The organism is Actinomadura sp. KC216 (assembly GCF_004348535.1).
Taxonomy (GTDB): Bacteria; Actinomycetota; Actinomycetes; order Streptosporangiales; family Streptosporangiaceae; genus Spirillospora.
Genome location: NZ_SMJX01000191.1, coordinates 1 through 15,859 on the forward strand (window position 1 = coordinate 1; position 15,859 = coordinate 15,859).

Here is a 15,859-nt window from a genome sequence, read left to right on the forward strand (position 1 = left end):
CCCCCTGCCCGGCAACATGCGCCCCTTCAAGATCAGATCCAGCGCCTCGGCCGCCGCCGTCACGTCCCCGCACGGCGACACGAACCCGCCGCGCCCGTCCCCGGCCTCGAAGTAGCCCCACGCCCGGCCCGGCAACGCCCGGACGGTGATCACGCCCCCGATGTCGTCCGCGGCCCCACTGGCGTAGACCCACAGCAACGGCACGGGAAACCGGAACTCCCGCTTGTCGTACAGCCCCACGCACCGCCACCCCATGGGCACAAGGGCGATCCGGAGAAGCTCCAGCCTCCGCACAGCCGCGTCATGTCCCGCCCACGTCCGCCATTCCAGAACGACCCGCCATCGCCCGACCGCCTGACACACACCCGGCGCCACCTCACACCCCCTCTCGAATCCGCGCCCACACCCACTTGCCGCACGGCTCGGTCGGACACACGCCGCACCCGAACGCCAGCGCCTCCACGATCGGCAGCCCTCTGCCACAGAGCCCCTCCGCGTCCTGCTTGCGCACCGGCATGAGGTCGGAGGGGTCCCACACCTCCAGCAGCACTCCACGTCCCTCCCGCGCGAACCGCACGCGGATCTCCCGCTCGGACGCGTACCGGATCGCGTTCGTCACCAGCTCACTGGCGACGAGCGTCGCGTCGTCACGCAGCACCGCCAGCCCCCACGAGGCCAGCCGCAGCTCCACCATCGTCCGAACCTGCGCCGGGACGGTCCGCGCCGCGAGGAACCGCTCGTCCAGGACGTCCGCGTGGTCGGCTCCTTCTCGCTCTACGCATTTCCGGCGGAGGACGAGACGGGAGCGGTCTACATCGAGACGCTGGACAGCGCCTTGATCTTGGAGAAGCCGCACGATCTCGCCGCGTACGGTGATGCTTTCGACCACATCCGCGCGGCAGCGCTGTCTCCCAGAGACAGCCGGGACCTCCTTGAGGCTCTTGCTACAGATACGATCTAGTGGCTGAAATGGGCGCATATGCATCCATACCGGGCCACCGCTAAGTGGCGGACGAGTAGCTACAGTGGCGGAACTGGTGACTGCGTCGAGGTCGCTGACCTTGCCCACCTGGTTGCCGTCCGCGACAGCAAGGACCCTGCCGGCCCCAAGCTGATCTTCCCCACCGAGACCTGGCGATCGTTCACAGCACAGGCCCGAGCCGGCGCTTGCTACACCTGAGCAGGCCGGGAGGGTGGTCGGAGTAACCCTGACCGGCGCCGCCTCGCGCAAACGGCGAGCGACAGCGCGCTCGAGGATGTCGCCGGGACGGCGTTCCATCGGCTCTCCCGATCGCCTTCTTACTCTGGGACGTGGGCAACACCGATCTGGTCCACCAGTACCTGGTAGGCGGTGACCGCGTGCTGCAGAATCTCTGCGGGGACGCAGGAATTGCACCAAGCGCACCGGAGTCGTCCGTGACACAGCCCGCCTACCTGCGTATCGCCGACGAGCTGCGGCGGCAGATCGTCGACGGCCGTCTCGGACCGGGCGACCGGGTCCCGTCCCGCCACCAGCTCGCTCGCGACCACGGTGTCTCCGACCGCGTCGCCGTCGAGGCCGTCCGGCTCCTCGTGTCCGAGGGCTACGTCGAATCCCGTTCCGGGTCGGGCACCTACGTAAGGCAGCGGCCGACGGTGAAGCGCCTCACGCGGAGCTGGTACCGCGCTCACGGCCGTGCCGACTCACCGTTCCGCGCGGACATGGAGGCCCAGGGCCGGGCCGGAACATGGCGGTCGTCGTCGGAGACGTCCACCGCGACACCGGCCGTCGCGGAACGGCTCGGCGTGGCCGAAGGCGACCCCGTCATGCGAACGCGGTACACCTTCCTCGCCGACGAGCAGCCCGTCATGCTGTCCACCTCGTGGGAGCCGCTCGCTCTGACACGCGGGACGCCGGTGATGCTGCCCGAATCGGGCCCGTACGCGGGCGCCGGGGTGGTGGCCAGGATGCGCGCGATCGAGCAGACGGTCACGCTGGCGTCAGAGATCGTCACAGCTCGGGCGATCCTCGCCGACGAGGCCGATGAGCTCGGCGAACCGATGGGCGCCATCGTCATGGTGATCCAGCGGACCTACTCCGGCGACCACCCCGTCGAGACCGCCGACATCGTCGTACCGGTCGACCGCTACGAGCTGGAATACGTCATCCCAGTGGACTGACCACGAGCAGCCGGGACGGCCCCTCCCACTGGTCGCCCGGGCAACCGCCAGGCAGCCGCATGCCAGGCGGGGGTGGACGCCGAGCAGCCTCACGGCGGACTGGCTAGCAGCGGGCGCACCGAGCCTGGCGCCAGTACCCGTCCACGAGTATGGACGATTACTTCTCGATGATCGGTGCTGTGCCGGTAGACCTTGATTCATGCCACCACCCGTGTCCTCGTCGGTCCAGGCGGCGCGGCAACGTCTCGCCGACCAGCTCAAAGAGTTCCGGCAGGACGCCGGGCTGACCGGCCGGGAACTCGCGCGCCGCGCCGGGTGGACGTCCGGAGTGGCGAAGGTGTCCCGAATCGAGCACGCCCACCGGCCCATCTCAGCGGAGGACCTGCGGACGTGGTGCCGCGTGTGCGAGGTGCCGGAGCAGCGCACAGCCGAGCTGCTCGCCGAGCTGCGAACCGTCGCGAGCATGTGGGAATCGCACGCGCAGGCGGCGCGGGCCGGTCTCAAGCGTGTCCAGGAATCGATCCGCGACGACTATGAGCAGGTCACTCTGCACCACGTCTACCAGACTAAGGTCATCCCTGGCCTGCTGCAGACCGAAGCGCTCACCACCGCCTACCTGACCCGTTCGCGCATCGAGCAGCACATCGCCGTCGACGACGTGGCCGAGGCCGTCCAGGAGCGGATGAAGCGGCAGCGCTGTCTACACCGGCCGGACGCGCGTTGGCTATTCGTCCTCGAAGAGGCAGTGCTGCGGTACCGGTCGGCGTCCGACGAAGTACACGTGCAGCAGCTACGGCACCTTCTCACCATGATGCGGTGGCCGACGATCTCGCTCGGGATCATCCCCACCCAGGCCCGGCGGCACGGAGTATGCCCAGAAGAGTCGTTCACCATGTTCGACGCGCGTCTGGTGCTGGTCGAACTGGTGTCGGGATACCTGTCGGTGACCCACCCGGCCGAGGTTCGGCTGTACGTCGAAGCCTGGGAGCGGCTGTTCAAGCTGGCGGTACATGGCGATGCCGCCCGGCGGCTCATAAGTCGAGCCCTGAAGAGCATTGACCAAGGCACTGATGGCTGAAGAGGCTCGACTGCGTTGAGGCCGTGATGGGAGGACGCCCCATGCGTGATCCGGATTTCGTCGGAGCCGACCCGGACTCCAAGACCGAGAAGTGCCCCGCGGTCTTCCGCGACCCCATCACCGGTGACTTCTACCAGCAGGGCAGGGTCGTGACGGACCTCGCGACCCTGGAGGGCCTCGGCGAACACATCGGTCTGGGCGAGGACGAGGCGGTCGTGTGGCAACCCGCCAGTATGGCTCACGCCCTGGCACAGGCGGCGTCCGGCACCTACGAACGGGGGCTGCACGGCCCCGGCGTGCCGACGTTCCGGGAGCTTCTGGACGGGACGCGGCGTTCGGCCGTCCACCTGGAGATGCGCGACGTCTACGACGAGCGCGACCCGGAGTTCGCGGCCTGGCGGAAAGGGGAGCCGGTCGGGGACGTCGACCCGTGGGCCGAGGAGTGGCAGGCCTGGATGACGAGTTCGTGACCGACCCGCGCATCGTCCGCCAGGCGGTCGCCGCGTTCGAGATGGTCTGGGAGCGGGCGATTCCGCACGAGAAGTACAACCCGGACCACTCGCCGCCCGCGTAGCGGCAAAGGGCGTCAAACTCCTGGCCTGCGCCGCCACCCCCAGTGGACGCTTCGTGTCAAGCGACCAGACGCGAAGCCACCGGGAGTCAACGATGACCATCACCGCCCAGGCCGCCAAGGATCCGCGTGAGCTCGTTCCGCCCGAGGTGTGGGACCTCTTGGTCGAGGACCTGCGGCGCTACCACCACGTCACCCGTGATTACGCCGAGCGGATGATGGGCCAGGCCCTCGTGTTCCTGAAGGCGCAGGCGGAGATCGTCCGGGCCCGGCGGGAGGGACGGGCGTGGGAGCGGATCGTGCCGACCTCGCCGGTCGACCCGGCGTGGCACGCGTTCATCCTGCGGTCGCAGGCCTACGGCGCGTTCTGCCAGGAGCACGCGGGCGAGTACATCCACCACGTCCCGTACCAGGACGAGGCCATGCTGAACGGCGAGGCCCTCGAGGCCACCATCCCGCAGCTGGAGGCGACGGGGTATCGGGTGGACGTGGAGTTCTGGCACGGCGAGCGATCCCCGTGCTGCCCGCCAGAATGCAACAACATGGGCGGGAAGTAGCGCACGCCATGGCGCACCGGATCGCCCCGGACGCCGCCAGGCCGTCGGACGTTCAGCCGACGCATTACCACTGCTACAAATGGACCGGTGGCGGGCAGGAGTGGGAGCGGCTGGGCAAGAGCGACACGCTCGACCTCAACAGCCCCGATCGGCCTCCGATACGGACCGTCGACTGGCTGATCAAGTCGGCGCGGTTCATCGCCGCCGTCCACACCGACCCACAGGCCGCCCGGGACTGGCTGATCGCGGAATGGGACCAAGCACGGGAGAAGGCGATGAACCCGGTCCCCGCGTGGGTGAGCAGCCAAGACCGGGCGGCGCGGGCGTTGAAGGCGATCGAGACCGGCTGCTGGCCCTCCTACGGCCAGTGGCTCACCGGCGGGACGATCGTGCTCCTAGCCGTCGTCGGCAGCGACCGCGCATGCCATTGATCGACCCGGCACGTGCTCAAAGGTCGGAAATCGCAGGTACGAAAATCGTCTCCACAGCCCCCGGACGCCTTATCATCGGAGAACCCTTAACGGCGCGAGGGAGCTGCCATGACGGCGTTCATCGGATTCTTCGGCGCGGTCCTCGGTGCTCTGGTCGGTGGTGTTGCCACCTACCTGACGACGCGTTACAACCTCAGACTCACACTTGAACACTCTTACGACCAGACACTGCAAAGCAAAAGACTGGAACGCTATCAGGCGTTATTTCATATCTCCAAATGCCTGCCTCGGTACTGGTCTCCAATGGATGAAACGCCAAGCCGACAAGACCTGCAGCAGTACATTCGGAGCTTTCATGAATGGTACTTCGGTGAGCATGGCGGAGGAATGTTCCTCACTCCGGCGGCGAAAGACCTTTACATACGCTTGCTGAACCTGCTCGCGGAGACGGCGTTCGTGGGAGAGAACGGACCCGACAGTGCCGCTGACCATCCTCTGTCCGAGACGGAATCGCGCGCGCTGCGTGAGTTGGCCAGCGAGCTTCGACGTCAGCTTGCCGAGGATGTCGGAGCTGCGAATCCGCCCCGCCTACGGTGGACGCGGCCAGGCCCCCAAGCCCCACCACCGGCCATCGGCAGCTGAGCCTCGCCGGGTAATGCGTCAGCCGAAGTTGGCTTGGCCGCCGTCTAGGGGGATTGTCGCGCCGGTCAGGTAGCGCATGGCGGGCTGGACGAGCGCCACGACGGCCCGGCCGATGTCCTGCTCGCAGTCGCCTATGTAGCCCAGCGGGATCGTTTTGCGGAATTCCTCGGCGGCCTCGGGGTTCTGTTCCGCCCATGCCTTCAGGCCCGGTGAGAGGGCGTGCGGGGCTATGTTGTTGGCGCGGATTCCGTCCGGGCCCCATTCGGCGGCGGCCGTTCGGGTCAGCGACCGCAACGCCTGCTTTGCGGCGGCGTACGCGCCGTATGTGGCCGGGTCCCAGCGGACCATCGCGGACGTGACCAGGTTGATGATGCTGCCGCCGCCCCGCGCCTTCATGTGCGGGTGGCACGCCTTCATGAACGCGAACGCGGCGAACGGGCCGGTGATGAAGCCCTTCTGGAATTTGGCGCCGCTCATCGAGAGGAGTGGGCCGAAGGCGCCCGAATAGGCGTTGTTGACGAGGATGTCGATGGCGCCGAAGGCTTCGGCGATCGCGTTGACGGTGGCGGGGATTGTGTCGGTTTCGGCGACGTCGCATAGGAATGGGGCTGCTTTCGCGCCTCGGGAGCGGATCTGCTCGCAGGTGGCGTCGAGCTTGGATTCCGTCCGGCCGAGTGCCGCGATCGACGCGCCCTCCGACGCCAGCGCCAGCGCGATGCCCTGCCCTACGCCCTGTCCGGCCCCGGTCACGATCGCGACCTTGCCGCTGAGGCTTCCCATGGCTTCTCCCGATGCGTCCTTGTGCGGTCATCGTGGTGCGGCCCGGAGCGGGACGTCGGGGGCGGTCCCGGTGAGTGGAAGAGGGCGGGGACGGCCGGGCGTGGGCGCCGAGAATGTGCCGGGTCGGCGAGGTGCAGGGTGGTGGTGCGGGTGTCCGGTCCGATGGAGGTCTTCCGGCGGCTGACCGGGGCCGGTGGCGAGTTCGAGCTTCGGGACGAGGACGTGCTCGGCGCGCGGTTGCCCGTCTTCGTGAACCGGGCCCGGGACCTCGGCGAGGTGCTGGCCCGCTCGTCCTCCTACGGCGACCGCGACTACGTCGTCACCGCGTCGCGGCGGCTGACCTTCGCCGAGCATGCGGCGGCGGTCGCTTCGATGGCGAAGGCTCTGCGGAACGATCTGGGCGTCCGGCCGGGTGACCGGGTCGCGATCTGCGCGGCCAACAGCCCCGAGTGGATCATCTCCTTCTGGGCGACGATCGCGGCCGGTGGTATTGCGGTCGGCTATAACGCCTGGTGGGCGCGGCAAGAGGTGGAGTACGCGCTCGGTCATACCGAGCCGAAGCTGGTCATTGCGGACACTAAGCGCGCGGCCCTGGTGGGCGGGAATGTGCTGACCGTTGAGGGTGATCTGCCCTCTCTGATCTCTCGTTATCCCGGCGCTGTTCTGGACGTTCCGGACGTCGGTGAAGACGATCCGGCGGTCATCCTCTACACGAGCGGCACGTCGGGACGGCCGAAGGGGGCCGTCCACTCGCACCGGAACCTGACCTCGGTGATCGAGTACCACCGGTTCAACGACGCGCTGGCGCGGGCGTTCGGCGACCCGACCGACCCGGCGACCCGCCGGTACCTGCTGGTGCTGCCGCTGTTCCACATCGCATCCCTGCACAACCTCGCCGTGCCGCGCCTCGCCACCGGCACCGCCGTGATCATGCACGAGGGCGGCTTCGACGTGGACGCGGTGCTCGGCCTGATCGAGAAGGAGCGGGTGACGAACTGGGGCGCCGTTCCGACGATGGCGCACCGGATCGTGGAGCACGGCGACCTGTCCAGGTACGACGTCTCCTCCCTGACGGCGTTCTCCCTGGCCACGGCGCCGTCCTCGCCCGCGTTCAAGGAGCGGCTGCGCGCGGTGTTCCCGCCCGCGAAGGACGCGCTGGTCGACAGCTACGGCCTCACCGAGTCGTGCACCGGCGTCACCGTCGCGACGCCCGCCGACCTCGCCGAGTCGCCCGGGACGCTCGGCCGCCCGACCCCCGGCGTCCGGCTGGAGATCCGCGGCCCGGACGGCGCGCCGGTGCCGGTGGGCGTCGAGGGCGAGGTGTGCACGCGCAGCGCCTACAACATGGTCGGGTACTGGCGCGATCCGGACGCCACCGCGCGGGCCATCGATGACGATCGCTGGCTGCGCACCGGTGATATCGGGATGCTCGACGAGCAGGGGCGGCTCCGGCTCACCACCCGCCGCTCCGACCTGATCATCCGCGGTGGGGAGAACGTCTACCCGGCCGAGGTCGAGAACGTCCTGGCCGAGCATCCGGGGGTGCGGGAGTGCATCGTCGTCGGCGTCGCGCACCCTGACCTCGGGCAGGAGGTCGCGGCGGTCGTGGTGGCGGCCGCGGGCGCCGAGCCGGCGCCGGACGAGCTGGCGGGCTTCGTGCGTGAGCGGCTCGCGTACTTCAAGGTCCCGTCACGCTGGCACATCACGGCCGAAGCGCTTCCCCGGAACGCGACGGGGAAGGTCCTGCGCGCGCAGGTCGAATCCAGCCTTCGCTGAGTGGACGTCCCACTACTCACTTGGAAATTGAGTAGGTGTGCGGATGTCTTATCCCTCTGATCGGGCGACCCTGGTGGTCTTCGCACGCGCCTCTTGATGTCCGCCTTTTCGGGAGCCTGGACGTGTCCAAGAATCTGCTGTCGCTCGCCATTCTGATCGCGGTCGTCTCGGCGGTCGTCCTGCTCTTCGTCAAGGACATCACGCTGCCGGTCGCGCTTTCCGTGGGGGCGGGCGCGCTGTGCCTGGCGTGGCTCGTCCTGCTGCTCACCGTCCCGTGGAACGTGTATTTCCAGGCGCTCGCCGTTCTTGAGGAGATCCGCGTCAGCCGGGATCGGGGATTGGACGTTCCCAAGGGCAGCGACGACGAGGCCCGCCGGATCGCGGCGCGGATGAGGGCGGCGGCGGTCGGGGCCCATGTGCTCACCGCCGCGCTCGTCGCGGCCGTCACCTATTTCTCCGGCGCCGACATCGGATACTACTTCGCCGCTTTCTACCTGGTCAGCACGTCATTCCGGCCCGCCGGGGCGTGGTTCGCGCATCTGCGCAGGCGGCTCAACACGATGCTGAAGGACGTGCGTTTCCCGCGCGACGACGTCGTGGACCTCGCGGAGCGGATCACATTTCTGGAAGTCCAGGCGGAGAATCTGCGGGCGACGGCCGAGCAGCTCCATTCGGCGGACCTCGCGGCGGAGCGGAGCCTCGAAGACCTGTCCGGCGTCACGTCGCGGCGCGACGGTGAGCTGGACCGGCGGCTGGACGCGATGGGACGCCAGTTCGAGGAGACCGTGGCGCGCCTCACCGACAACCAGGAGGTCATCGCCGGGATCAAGGCGTTCCTGCGGATGCTCCGTACAGAGACCGCCTGAGCAGCGGTGGTCAGGGGCGGACCGGGCGGCAGATCAGCTGGCCGGACGCCGACGCGAGCAGTTTCCGCTCGTCCGACCAGATCCGGTTGCGGAAGCCGATGAGCCCGTTCTCCGCCACGTCCGCGGTGCCCTCCCCGAACAGCCATTCCGACTCCACCGCGGGACGGTGGAACTGCACGTTCAGGTCGAGGTTCGGGGCGATGAATCCGCTGCTGGGAGGGTGCGTGCTCCATACCGCGGCCCAGGCGATCGTGTCCAGGATGACGAGCTGGCGCGCCATGTCATCGGTGGTGTGCCCTGGGAACCGGTACCACGCCCCGTAATACGGGTCTGCGTCTGGACGGTTTTCCAAGTCGTCATGCCAGACAAGGGGTCGGCATTCGATGCTGTTCCACATCGGCGGAGGTGGAGGGTCCGGATCGGGGTCCAGCTCGGCGAAGGAGAGGAGTTCGTGCGGTTCGGGCACGTCCGGCATTGTCGCGGCGTCGTGGCGCAGTCCGTCCAGGTGGTCGGAGGCGAGCCAGATCAGGCCGTCCGCGACGGCCGTCCCGTCCTGGCGCATGGCGCACCGCACCGATTCGGCCCGTTTCGACTGGCGCAGGGTCGTCGTTTCCACCTCGACGGGGGCGAACCGCCCGACCGACAGGAAATGGCACGACAGCGACGCCACCCGCGGAAGCGTTCCGTGCGCCAGCGCCGCCCGCGCGAGAATGGCGGCCACGTAACCGCCGACCGGACCCCATGCCGACCAGTCGGGCACCAGCTCGGCGGCGTAGCGTCCGTTCCCGCCCGACACCGCCGCATCAACCGCGAGATCCCTCACACGGGCACTCTAAAACGCATCTCCCGCCGTCCTCGACCCAGTTTCCAGTCGTCACGCAGAGCCTCGTGACGCGGCGCATCCGCTCGCGTCCCGTTCCCCCGCCTCCCCGACCCCGTTGGATGCCGTATCTCCACGGCCGTATCCCGAGGTGACGGACGGTATTCGGCGCCGGTCAGTCGCGGGCGCGTTTCTCGATTCCGAGGGTCAGTTCCCTGTTCTGCTCCTGAAGGTTCCACTTCCCCTCGCGGTAGGCGTGGTTGGTGATCCAGAACACCATCGTGCGGTGGTCGGGGAAGCGGGCGAATTCTCCGAACGACCAGTCGTTGCCGCCATCGTGTTCGACTACGCGGCGGCCGTCCCCGGTGCGGACGACGCCCCAGCCGTACCCGTAGTAGAACCTGTCGCCGTCCCGCTCCCCGACGAGGACGTGCGGTGTGAACATCGCGCGTTTGGCGCGTCCGGAAAGGACCCGGTCGCCTTCCAGCGCGCGATGCCAGCGGAACATGTCGCGCGGCGTGGACAGCAGGCCGCCGTTGCCGCGCAGGTACCAGTGGGGCCCGTCGGCGGCCCATGGGTGCTCGTAGGGCCGTCCCTGCGGCGTGCCGGTCTCGTCGTACTCCACCGCGACCTGGTCGCGTTCCCAACGGGGCAGCACGTACCCGGTCCGCGTCATTCCGGACGGCGCGAACAGGTGCTCGGCGAGAAAGCGCTCGTAGCCGACGCCCGAGACCTTCTCGACGATCGCCGCCAGGACGCTGTACCCCACGTTGGAGTAGTGGAACTCGGCGCCCGGGGCGGACCGGAGCTCCGATTTCAGCGCGGCGCTCAGCATTCCGTCGCGCGAGACCGGATCGTAGTCGTCGCCGCCGATGTCTTCGTCGTCCAGGCCCGCGGTGTGCGTCAGCAGGTGGTGAAGCGTAATGCCGCGCTTGTCCGCGGGGATCGGGCCGAGGAATTCGCCGATGCGGTCGGTCACCCGCAGCCTGCCCGCCATTTCGAGCTTCATGACGGCGGCGGCGGTGAACTGCTTGGTGATGGACATGACGTCGTAGGCGGTGTCGCAGCGCGCCGGAATCCTGCGCTCCCGGTCGGCGAAGCCGAGACCGGCGCAGTGCAGGAGCTTTCCGTCGCGGGCCGCGACGACCGTGCCGCCCGGGCCCTTGGGCAGCGTTCCCTCCAGAAAGCGCTGGATGGAAGGGTCGGTGCGCTCCCGCGCGCTCTGTTCCGCTCCTCGCAGGCCGATGCCGGCGGTCGCCGCGCCGCCGCCGCACGCGCTGGCGGCGCCCATCGCGGCGAGCGCGAGCACGAGCGCGGCCGTGCCTTTTCCGTTGCCATTGGGGATGCGGTTCGCTCTCATGCCCCAGGACGCTACGGAGATCATCGCGCGGCGTCGTCCCTCGGCCGATGGAAATGCGGTCCCTCTCGCCGGGGACGGCACACTGTGATCATGACGGTGCTGGAGACGGAGCGGCCTCGTCCTGCGGCCGCTGACGGGCGAGGACTTCGACGACTACGCGGCGATGCTGGCCGACCCGGAGGTGGCCTCGGGCCTCGCGGAGAGCGTGGGCACCGGACGGGCGGACGCCTGGCGCAGCCTCGCCACGTTCATCGGGCACCGGGAGATCCGCGGCTACTCGCACTGGGCGGTGGTCGAGAAGGCGACGGGGAGTTTCGTCGGACGCGCCGGACCGTGGCGGCCGCACGGCTTCCCCGGCCTTGGTGTGGGCTGGTGCCTGTCCCGCCGCCATTGGGGGAAGGGCTACGCGTCCGAGGCCGGGCGCGCGGCCCTCGCGTACTGCTTCACCGAGCTGGCGGCCGAGCGGGTCATCTCGCTGATCCTGCCGGGCAACGACCGTTCCATCGCGGTGGCCGAGCGCATCGGCCACCGCTACCTGCGCGACACCGAGTATCGGGGGCAGCGAGTCCACGTCTACGGGCAGGATCGGCCGACCGCGTAGCGCCACGCGCCAGGGGCGGGTTCCGGGGCCTCTCGGTGGTCGATCCGTGGTGGGCACGGATGTGGGTCAGTGGTCCTGGACGCGACGCTTCTCAGCAGTTGGACACCTGCTGAGGAGGACCCGATGACCACCATCACGACGGTGCGGAGCACGACGGACGGCGCGGAGCGGCGGCCGCGGTTGGTGAGCCGGGCGTTCGCGCTGGTGCTCGTCGCCGGTGTGGGCTCGTCCACCAGCTTCTACCTGCTGTTCTCCGCGCTGCCCCGGTACGCGGACGCGACCGGCGCCGGCGGCGTGGGCGCCGGGCTGACCACGGGCGTGATGATGCTCGCGACCGTCGCCGCCGAGCTGGCGGTCCCGCGCCTGGTGGCCCGGTTCGGATACCGGACGGTGTTCGGCATCGGGCTCGCGCTCCTGGGGATTCCGGCGCTGGGCCTGGCGCTGGCCGTGACCCTGGCGGCCTCCGCGAGCATGGCCGTGATCCTGACGGCCTGCCTGGTGCGGGGCGTCGGCTTCGCCGTGGCGGTGGTGCTGGGCGGGGCGCTGGTGGCCTCGATCGTCCCGGCGGAGCGGCGCGGTGAGGGGCTGGGCGTGTACGGGATCGCGTGCGGTGTCCCGGCCATGGTGGGCCTTCCGGCGGGCCTGTGGCTGGGCGACCTGGTCGGCTACGCGCCGGTGTTCGTGCTGGCCGGGGTGTCCGCGCTGGCCGGGCTCGCGGCGGTGAAGGACCTGCCGGGACGGCGTCCCGAGCCGGAGGAGCCGCTCGGCCTCGCCGCCGCGGCCCGCAAGCGCGAGCTGCTCGTCCCGTCGCTGTTCTTCGCCGCCACGACCGTGGCCACGGGGATCACCGCCACCTTCCTGCCGCTCGCGGGCGGCGCGGTCTCCGCCTGGGCGCTGCTGGCGCACGGCCTCGCGGCGACGTGCACCCGCTGGTGGGCCGGACGCAACGGCGACCGGCACGGGGCGTCGCGGCAGCTCGTCCCGGGGCTGGTGCTCTCGGCGAGCGGCATCGCGCTGCTGGTGCTGGTGTCCAGCCCGCTCGCGGTGCTGGCCGGGATGGTGCTGTTCGGTGTCGGGTTCGGGCTCACCGGCAACGCCAGCATGGCCGTGATGCTCGACCGCGTCCCGCCGTCCTCGTACGGGACGGTCAGCGCCCTGTGGAACATCGCCTACGACGTCGGCATCGGCCTCGGCGCCGCCGGATTCGGGCTCGCCGCCGTCCATACCGGATACCCGGCGGCCTTCGGGCTGACGGCCGCCCTGATGCTGCTGCCCCTCCTCGCCGGAACCGGCGCCCGCAAGCGGACGCGTACTCCTGCCGAGCAGGCCTGCACCGCCTGACCACCGCACCAACCTGACCGCTCGACCCACACCTGATCACCTTGCAAGATCATCATCTGTGAAGGGGAACGACCATGAGGAAGATCATCGTCTCCGAGTTCATCACCCTCGACGGCGTCATCGAGAAGCCGGGCGAGCTGGGCTGGGCGTTCCGGTTCGCTCGCGGCGACGAGGGCGACGCCGTCAAGGCCGGCGAGATCCGCGACGCGGGCGCCCTGCTCCTCGGGCGGACGACCTACGACGGCTTCGCGCAGGCCTGGCCGGGGCAGACCGGCGAGTTCGCCGACACGATGAACGCGATGCCCAAGTACGTCGTGTCCAGCACGCTGGAGAAGCCCGGATGGGACAACACGACCGTCATCACGCTGGACGACGTCGCGGAGTTGAAGCGGCAGCCGGGCGAGGACATCCTGGTCAACGGCAGCGCCCGGCTCGTCCAGGCGCTGGCCGCGCGGGGCCTGGTGGACGAGTACCGGCTGATGGTGTACCCGATCGTCCTCGGCGGCGGGCAGCGGCTGTTCGCCGACGGGGCCGCAGAGGAGTCGCTGCGGCTGGTGGACGCCAGGCCGGTCGGCGACGACGGGATCGTCCTGCTCACCTACCGGCCCCGGCACCGCACGGCGACGTCGGCGGACGGCACGTCCATCGCCTACGACCGCGTCGGCGCGGGGCCCGCGGTCATCCTCGTCCAGGGCGCGTTCTCCAGCCGCAACGACCCGATCATGACCGGTATCGCGGCGGCCCTGGCCTCGAAGTTCACCGTCTACAACTACGACCGGCGGGGGCGTGGCGACAGCGCCGACACCGCGCCGTACGCCGTCCGGCGGGAGATCGAGGACCTGACCGCGCTGATCGAGGCGGCCGGCGGGACCGCGATGGTGTTCGGCGGGTCGTCCGGCGGCGCGCTGGCGCTGGAGGCGGCGGCCGCGGGCGCCCCGATCACGAAGCTCGCCGTGTTCGAGCCCCCGTACGTGACCGCGCCGGGCCACTCCCTGCCGTCCGCAGACGAACTGGGCGTGCTCGCCGAGCAGGGACGGCGCGGGGACGCGATCGAACTGTTCCTCACCAAGGGCGCCGAGATGCCGCCGGAGGCGGTGGAGGGCATGAAGGCCCAGCCGTTCTGGGCGCACCTCGAAGGCGTCGCGCACACCCTCGCCTACGAGGCGGCGGTCGTGGGCGCCGGGCCCGTCCCGGAGCGGCTGTCGGCCGTCCGCGTCCCGACGCTGGTGCTGGCGGGCTCGGCCAGCTCCGACCGGATGCGGGACGCCGCGCAGGCCGTGACCGGCCAGGTGCCGGACGCCCGGCTGGAGTGGCTGGTAGGGCAGGCCCACGGCCAGGTCGACCCCGCGTCCATCGGGACGGCGGTGGGCGAATTCTTCAGCGCCTGACGTCCCCGCTCGCCGAATAGCGCACCTGCACGGAAGGTGCGCTATTCGCATTCCGTTTCCGTCAGCGCGGACAGCTCAGCACGTCCCTCGTCCGCCCGCTCGGGGAGGAGCAAGAGCGTGGACGCCCGCTCGAACCGGGCGCCGATGCGTTCCCAGCCCTCGACGGCGGCGGCCAGCTCGCCGGGATCGTCGTGCAGGCGTCCCCTGGCGCGGGCCAGGCAGGCCGCGCCCCACGCGTTCTCGGCGACCGCCGCCTCGGCGGCCTCGACCCGCGCCGCCGCGTCCGGGAGGCCCGCCACGACGGCGAGTTCGGCACCGGCCGCGTGGGAGAACCCGGCGTACATCGGGAGCGTCGCGTCCGAGAAGAGCCCGGCGACCAGCTCCGCCGCGGCGTCGAACCGCCCGGTGTGGACGGCGACCAGCGCGTCGGCGAACCCGGCCAGCGTCGGGAGGTCGAACACCTGCCCGGTCGGCGCGCCGGACGTGCGGGCCCGCCACTCCAGATACCGTCCGCGATCACCGCGCAGGCCGTGGACGAGCGCGGGACCGACCGCGACCGGCAGCATGAACCCGCTCTCCAGCCGCCCCGTCCGCATCCAGCTCTCCCACGCCTCGCCCGCATACCGCAGCGCCTCGTCGAACTCGCCGCTCAGCGCCAGCGGCAGGATGATGATGTTGGACGACAGGTGGTACTGGTCTTCGAGCAGGTCGTCGGCCAGCGCCCGGCGCGCGACGGCGAGCGCTGCGGGCAGGTCCCCCGCCGCGGTCGCGCAGTTCACCGCCACGTGCACGATGTCGACGATCTCGACCGCGCTGGCCGGGTCGTCGCGGGGCAGTGCGTCCAGCAGGTCCAGCCGGGACATGGCGATCCGGTGCGCGTCCCGCAGGCGGCCCTCGCGCAGCGCGGCGGCGACCGTCGCGTCGAGACCGGCGCTGAGCAGCACCGGGTCACCGGCCGCGCGCGCCGCCGCCACGGCCTCCTCCGCCATGCCGGGATCGGTGCTGTACGGCTCGGCCGTGGCCGTCCAGGCGCGGGCGGCGGCGAGCCACGCCGCGACGACCGGATCGCCCGGATCGCCGGCCTCCTCCGCGCGCTCCAGGAGCCGCCGCAGCTCCTCGTGCGGGAGCAGACCCCAGCCGGGATTGCGCGCCGTCGTGACGACCGCCGTCGCCAGGAGGACGGCCTCCGCGTCGCCGTCACCCGCGTCCCGGGCCTGCCCGGCCGCCGAGCACAGCAGCTCGAAATGCCGGTGGCCCCCGGTCGGCAGGACGTGCGTGCAGTCGGCCGCGCTCTTGATATCCCTGGACGCCTCCCCCGGCGACCCCGCCCGCTCGGACGCCTCCAGGAAATGCCCGTACGCCTCGCGCGCGAACCGTCGCCTGTAGGCGAGCCGCCCCAGGGACCGGGCCAGCCCGTGCGCCACGTCCCCGGCCTCGGCGGGCGCGGCGGCGAGCGCCGCGCGCAGATCGTCCGCGACGACGTCGAAC

The 15,859-nt window shown here is 70.4% G+C and carries 19 protein-coding genes and 1 pseudogene; 14 read left to right on the top strand and 6 right to left on the bottom strand.

What is annotated here, in order from left to right; all coding sequences use genetic code 11:
• Positions 1 to 240: hypothetical protein (locus E1264_RS27630; RefSeq protein WP_132178369.1), on the bottom strand; the 240-nt coding region annotated here is incomplete at its 3' end.
• 136 nt (positions 241 to 376) lie between these two features.
• Entirely contained in the window at positions 377 to 694 is a 318-nt protein-coding gene (locus tag E1264_RS27635; RefSeq protein ID WP_132178370.1) for an ATP-binding protein, read from the bottom strand.
• Between the two features lie 60 nt (positions 695 to 754).
• Between E1264_RS27635 and E1264_RS27640 the strand changes: the two genes are divergently transcribed.
• From E1264_RS27640 to E1264_RS27675, 9 genes are all read left to right on the top strand, one after another.
• Positions 755 to 961, top strand: coding sequence for a Scr1 family TA system antitoxin-like transcriptional regulator (locus tag E1264_RS27640; RefSeq protein ID WP_132178371.1), 207 nt, complete (start codon positions 755 to 757; stop codon positions 959 to 961).
• An 18-nt stretch (positions 962 to 979) separates the two neighbouring features.
• Positions 980 to 1,180 carry a DUF397 domain-containing protein gene (locus E1264_RS27645; protein ID WP_132178372.1) on the top strand — a complete coding sequence of 67 codons (201 nt, stop codon included), beginning with the start codon at positions 980 to 982 and terminating at the stop codon, positions 1,178 to 1,180.
• A gap of 236 nt (positions 1,181 to 1,416) precedes the next feature.
• Positions 1,417 to 2,160 carry a GntR family transcriptional regulator gene (locus E1264_RS27650; RefSeq protein ID WP_132178373.1) on the top strand — a complete coding sequence of 248 codons (744 nt, stop codon included), beginning with the start codon at positions 1,417 to 1,419 and terminating at the stop codon, positions 2,158 to 2,160.
• A 199-nt stretch (positions 2,161 to 2,359) separates the two neighbouring features.
• A complete protein-coding gene (locus E1264_RS27655) occupies positions 2,360 to 3,238 on the top strand; it encodes a helix-turn-helix transcriptional regulator (protein ID WP_132178374.1) in 879 nt (292 codons plus the stop codon).
• Between the two features lie 41 nt (positions 3,239 to 3,279).
• Positions 3,280 to 3,708 (top strand): DUF6879 family protein, encoded by a 429-nt coding sequence (locus E1264_RS44780; RefSeq protein ID WP_207936307.1) that lies wholly within the window; start codon positions 3,280 to 3,282, stop codon positions 3,706 to 3,708.
• Positions 3,705 to 3,812, top strand: coding sequence for a DUF6879 family protein (locus tag E1264_RS46275; protein ID WP_347813426.1), 108 nt, complete (start codon positions 3,705 to 3,707; stop codon positions 3,810 to 3,812). The genes E1264_RS44780 and E1264_RS46275 overlap by 4 nt, the downstream gene beginning before the upstream one ends.
• A gap of 92 nt (positions 3,813 to 3,904) precedes the next feature.
• A complete protein-coding gene (locus E1264_RS27665; RefSeq protein ID WP_132178375.1) occupies positions 3,905 to 4,366 on the top strand; it encodes a hypothetical protein in 462 nt (153 codons plus the stop codon).
• An 8-nt stretch (positions 4,367 to 4,374) separates the two neighbouring features.
• Positions 4,375 to 4,797 (top strand): hypothetical protein, encoded by a 423-nt coding sequence (locus tag E1264_RS27670; protein ID WP_132178376.1) that lies wholly within the window; start codon positions 4,375 to 4,377, stop codon positions 4,795 to 4,797.
• 108 nt (positions 4,798 to 4,905) lie between these two features.
• Complete coding sequence (locus tag E1264_RS27675) at positions 4,906 to 5,439, top strand: hypothetical protein (RefSeq protein ID WP_132178377.1); 534 nt, start codon at positions 4,906 to 4,908, stop codon at positions 5,437 to 5,439.
• Positions 5,440 to 5,457: 18 nt separating this feature from the next.
• Here E1264_RS27675 and E1264_RS27680 read toward each other — a convergent pair whose 3' ends face one another.
• A complete protein-coding gene (locus tag E1264_RS27680) occupies positions 5,458 to 6,219 on the bottom strand; it encodes an SDR family oxidoreductase (protein WP_132178378.1) in 762 nt (253 codons plus the stop codon).
• A gap of 150 nt (positions 6,220 to 6,369) precedes the next feature.
• Between E1264_RS27680 and E1264_RS27685 the strand changes: the two genes are divergently transcribed.
• Both E1264_RS27685 and E1264_RS27690 read left to right on the top strand, forming a co-directional pair.
• The gene (locus E1264_RS27685) at positions 6,370 to 7,995 is read left to right on the top strand and encodes an AMP-binding protein (protein ID WP_243711210.1); all 1,626 of its coding nucleotides are present in this window, start codon (positions 6,370 to 6,372) and stop codon (positions 7,993 to 7,995) included.
• 122 nt (positions 7,996 to 8,117) lie between these two features.
• Positions 8,118 to 8,861, top strand: coding sequence for a hypothetical protein (locus tag E1264_RS27690; protein ID WP_165964410.1), 744 nt, complete (start codon positions 8,118 to 8,120; stop codon positions 8,859 to 8,861).
• 10 nt (positions 8,862 to 8,871) lie between these two features.
• Here the strand turns inward: E1264_RS27690 and E1264_RS27695 are convergent, their stop codons facing one another.
• Both E1264_RS27695 and E1264_RS27700 read right to left on the bottom strand, forming a co-directional pair.
• Positions 8,872 to 9,684: a thioesterase family protein gene (locus E1264_RS27695; protein ID WP_132178379.1), complete on the bottom strand. Its 813-nt coding sequence runs from the start codon at positions 9,682 to 9,684 to the stop codon at positions 8,872 to 8,874.
• 172 nt (positions 9,685 to 9,856) lie between these two features.
• Positions 9,857 to 11,041: a serine hydrolase domain-containing protein gene (locus E1264_RS27700; RefSeq protein WP_207936308.1), complete on the bottom strand. Its 1,185-nt coding sequence runs from the start codon at positions 11,039 to 11,041 to the stop codon at positions 9,857 to 9,859.
• A 121-nt stretch (positions 11,042 to 11,162) separates the two neighbouring features.
• Here E1264_RS27700 and E1264_RS27705 point away from each other — a divergent pair, with 121 nt between their 5' ends.
• From E1264_RS27705 to E1264_RS45470, 3 genes are all read left to right on the top strand, one after another.
• Complete coding sequence (locus E1264_RS27705; protein WP_132178380.1) at positions 11,163 to 11,642, top strand: GNAT family N-acetyltransferase; 480 nt, start codon at positions 11,163 to 11,165, stop codon at positions 11,640 to 11,642.
• Positions 11,643 to 11,765: 123 nt separating this feature from the next.
• The gene (locus E1264_RS27710; RefSeq protein ID WP_132178381.1) at positions 11,766 to 12,983 is read left to right on the top strand and encodes an MFS transporter; all 1,218 of its coding nucleotides are present in this window, start codon (positions 11,766 to 11,768) and stop codon (positions 12,981 to 12,983) included.
• 74 nt (positions 12,984 to 13,057) lie between these two features.
• The gene (locus E1264_RS45470; protein WP_132178382.1) at positions 13,058 to 14,371 is read left to right on the top strand and encodes an alpha/beta fold hydrolase; all 1,314 of its coding nucleotides are present in this window, start codon (positions 13,058 to 13,060) and stop codon (positions 14,369 to 14,371) included.
• A gap of 41 nt (positions 14,372 to 14,412) precedes the next feature.
• Here the strand turns inward: E1264_RS45470 and E1264_RS43740 are convergent.
• Positions 14,413 to 15,859 (bottom strand): annotated as a pseudogene (locus E1264_RS43740) (hypothetical protein); the annotation flags it as partial.

Coding starts and splice junctions, on each gene's coding strand:
- E1264_RS27635 (WP_132178370.1), bottom strand. CDS start 694: ATGGTGGAGCTGCGGCTGGCCTCGTGGGGGCTGGCGGTGCTGCGTGAC.
- E1264_RS27645 (WP_132178372.1), top strand. CDS start 980: ATGCATCCATACCGGGCCACCGCTAAGTGGCGGACGAGTAGCTACAGT.
- E1264_RS27655 (WP_132178374.1), top strand. CDS start 2,360: ATGCCACCACCCGTGTCCTCGTCGGTCCAGGCGGCGCGGCAACGTCTC.
- E1264_RS44780 (WP_207936307.1), top strand. CDS start 3,280: ATGCGTGATCCGGATTTCGTCGGAGCCGACCCGGACTCCAAGACCGAG.
- E1264_RS27665 (WP_132178375.1), top strand. CDS start 3,905: ATGACCATCACCGCCCAGGCCGCCAAGGATCCGCGTGAGCTCGTTCCG.
- E1264_RS27670 (WP_132178376.1), top strand. CDS start 4,375: ATGGCGCACCGGATCGCCCCGGACGCCGCCAGGCCGTCGGACGTTCAG.
- E1264_RS27675 (WP_132178377.1), top strand. CDS start 4,906: ATGACGGCGTTCATCGGATTCTTCGGCGCGGTCCTCGGTGCTCTGGTC.
- E1264_RS27680 (WP_132178378.1), bottom strand. CDS start 6,219: ATGGGAAGCCTCAGCGGCAAGGTCGCGATCGTGACCGGGGCCGGACAG.
- E1264_RS27700 (WP_207936308.1), bottom strand. CDS start 11,041: ATGAGAGCGAACCGCATCCCCAATGGCAACGGAAAAGGCACGGCCGCG.
- E1264_RS27710 (WP_132178381.1), top strand. CDS start 11,766: ATGACCACCATCACGACGGTGCGGAGCACGACGGACGGCGCGGAGCGG.
- E1264_RS45470 (WP_132178382.1), top strand. CDS start 13,058: ATGAGGAAGATCATCGTCTCCGAGTTCATCACCCTCGACGGCGTCATC.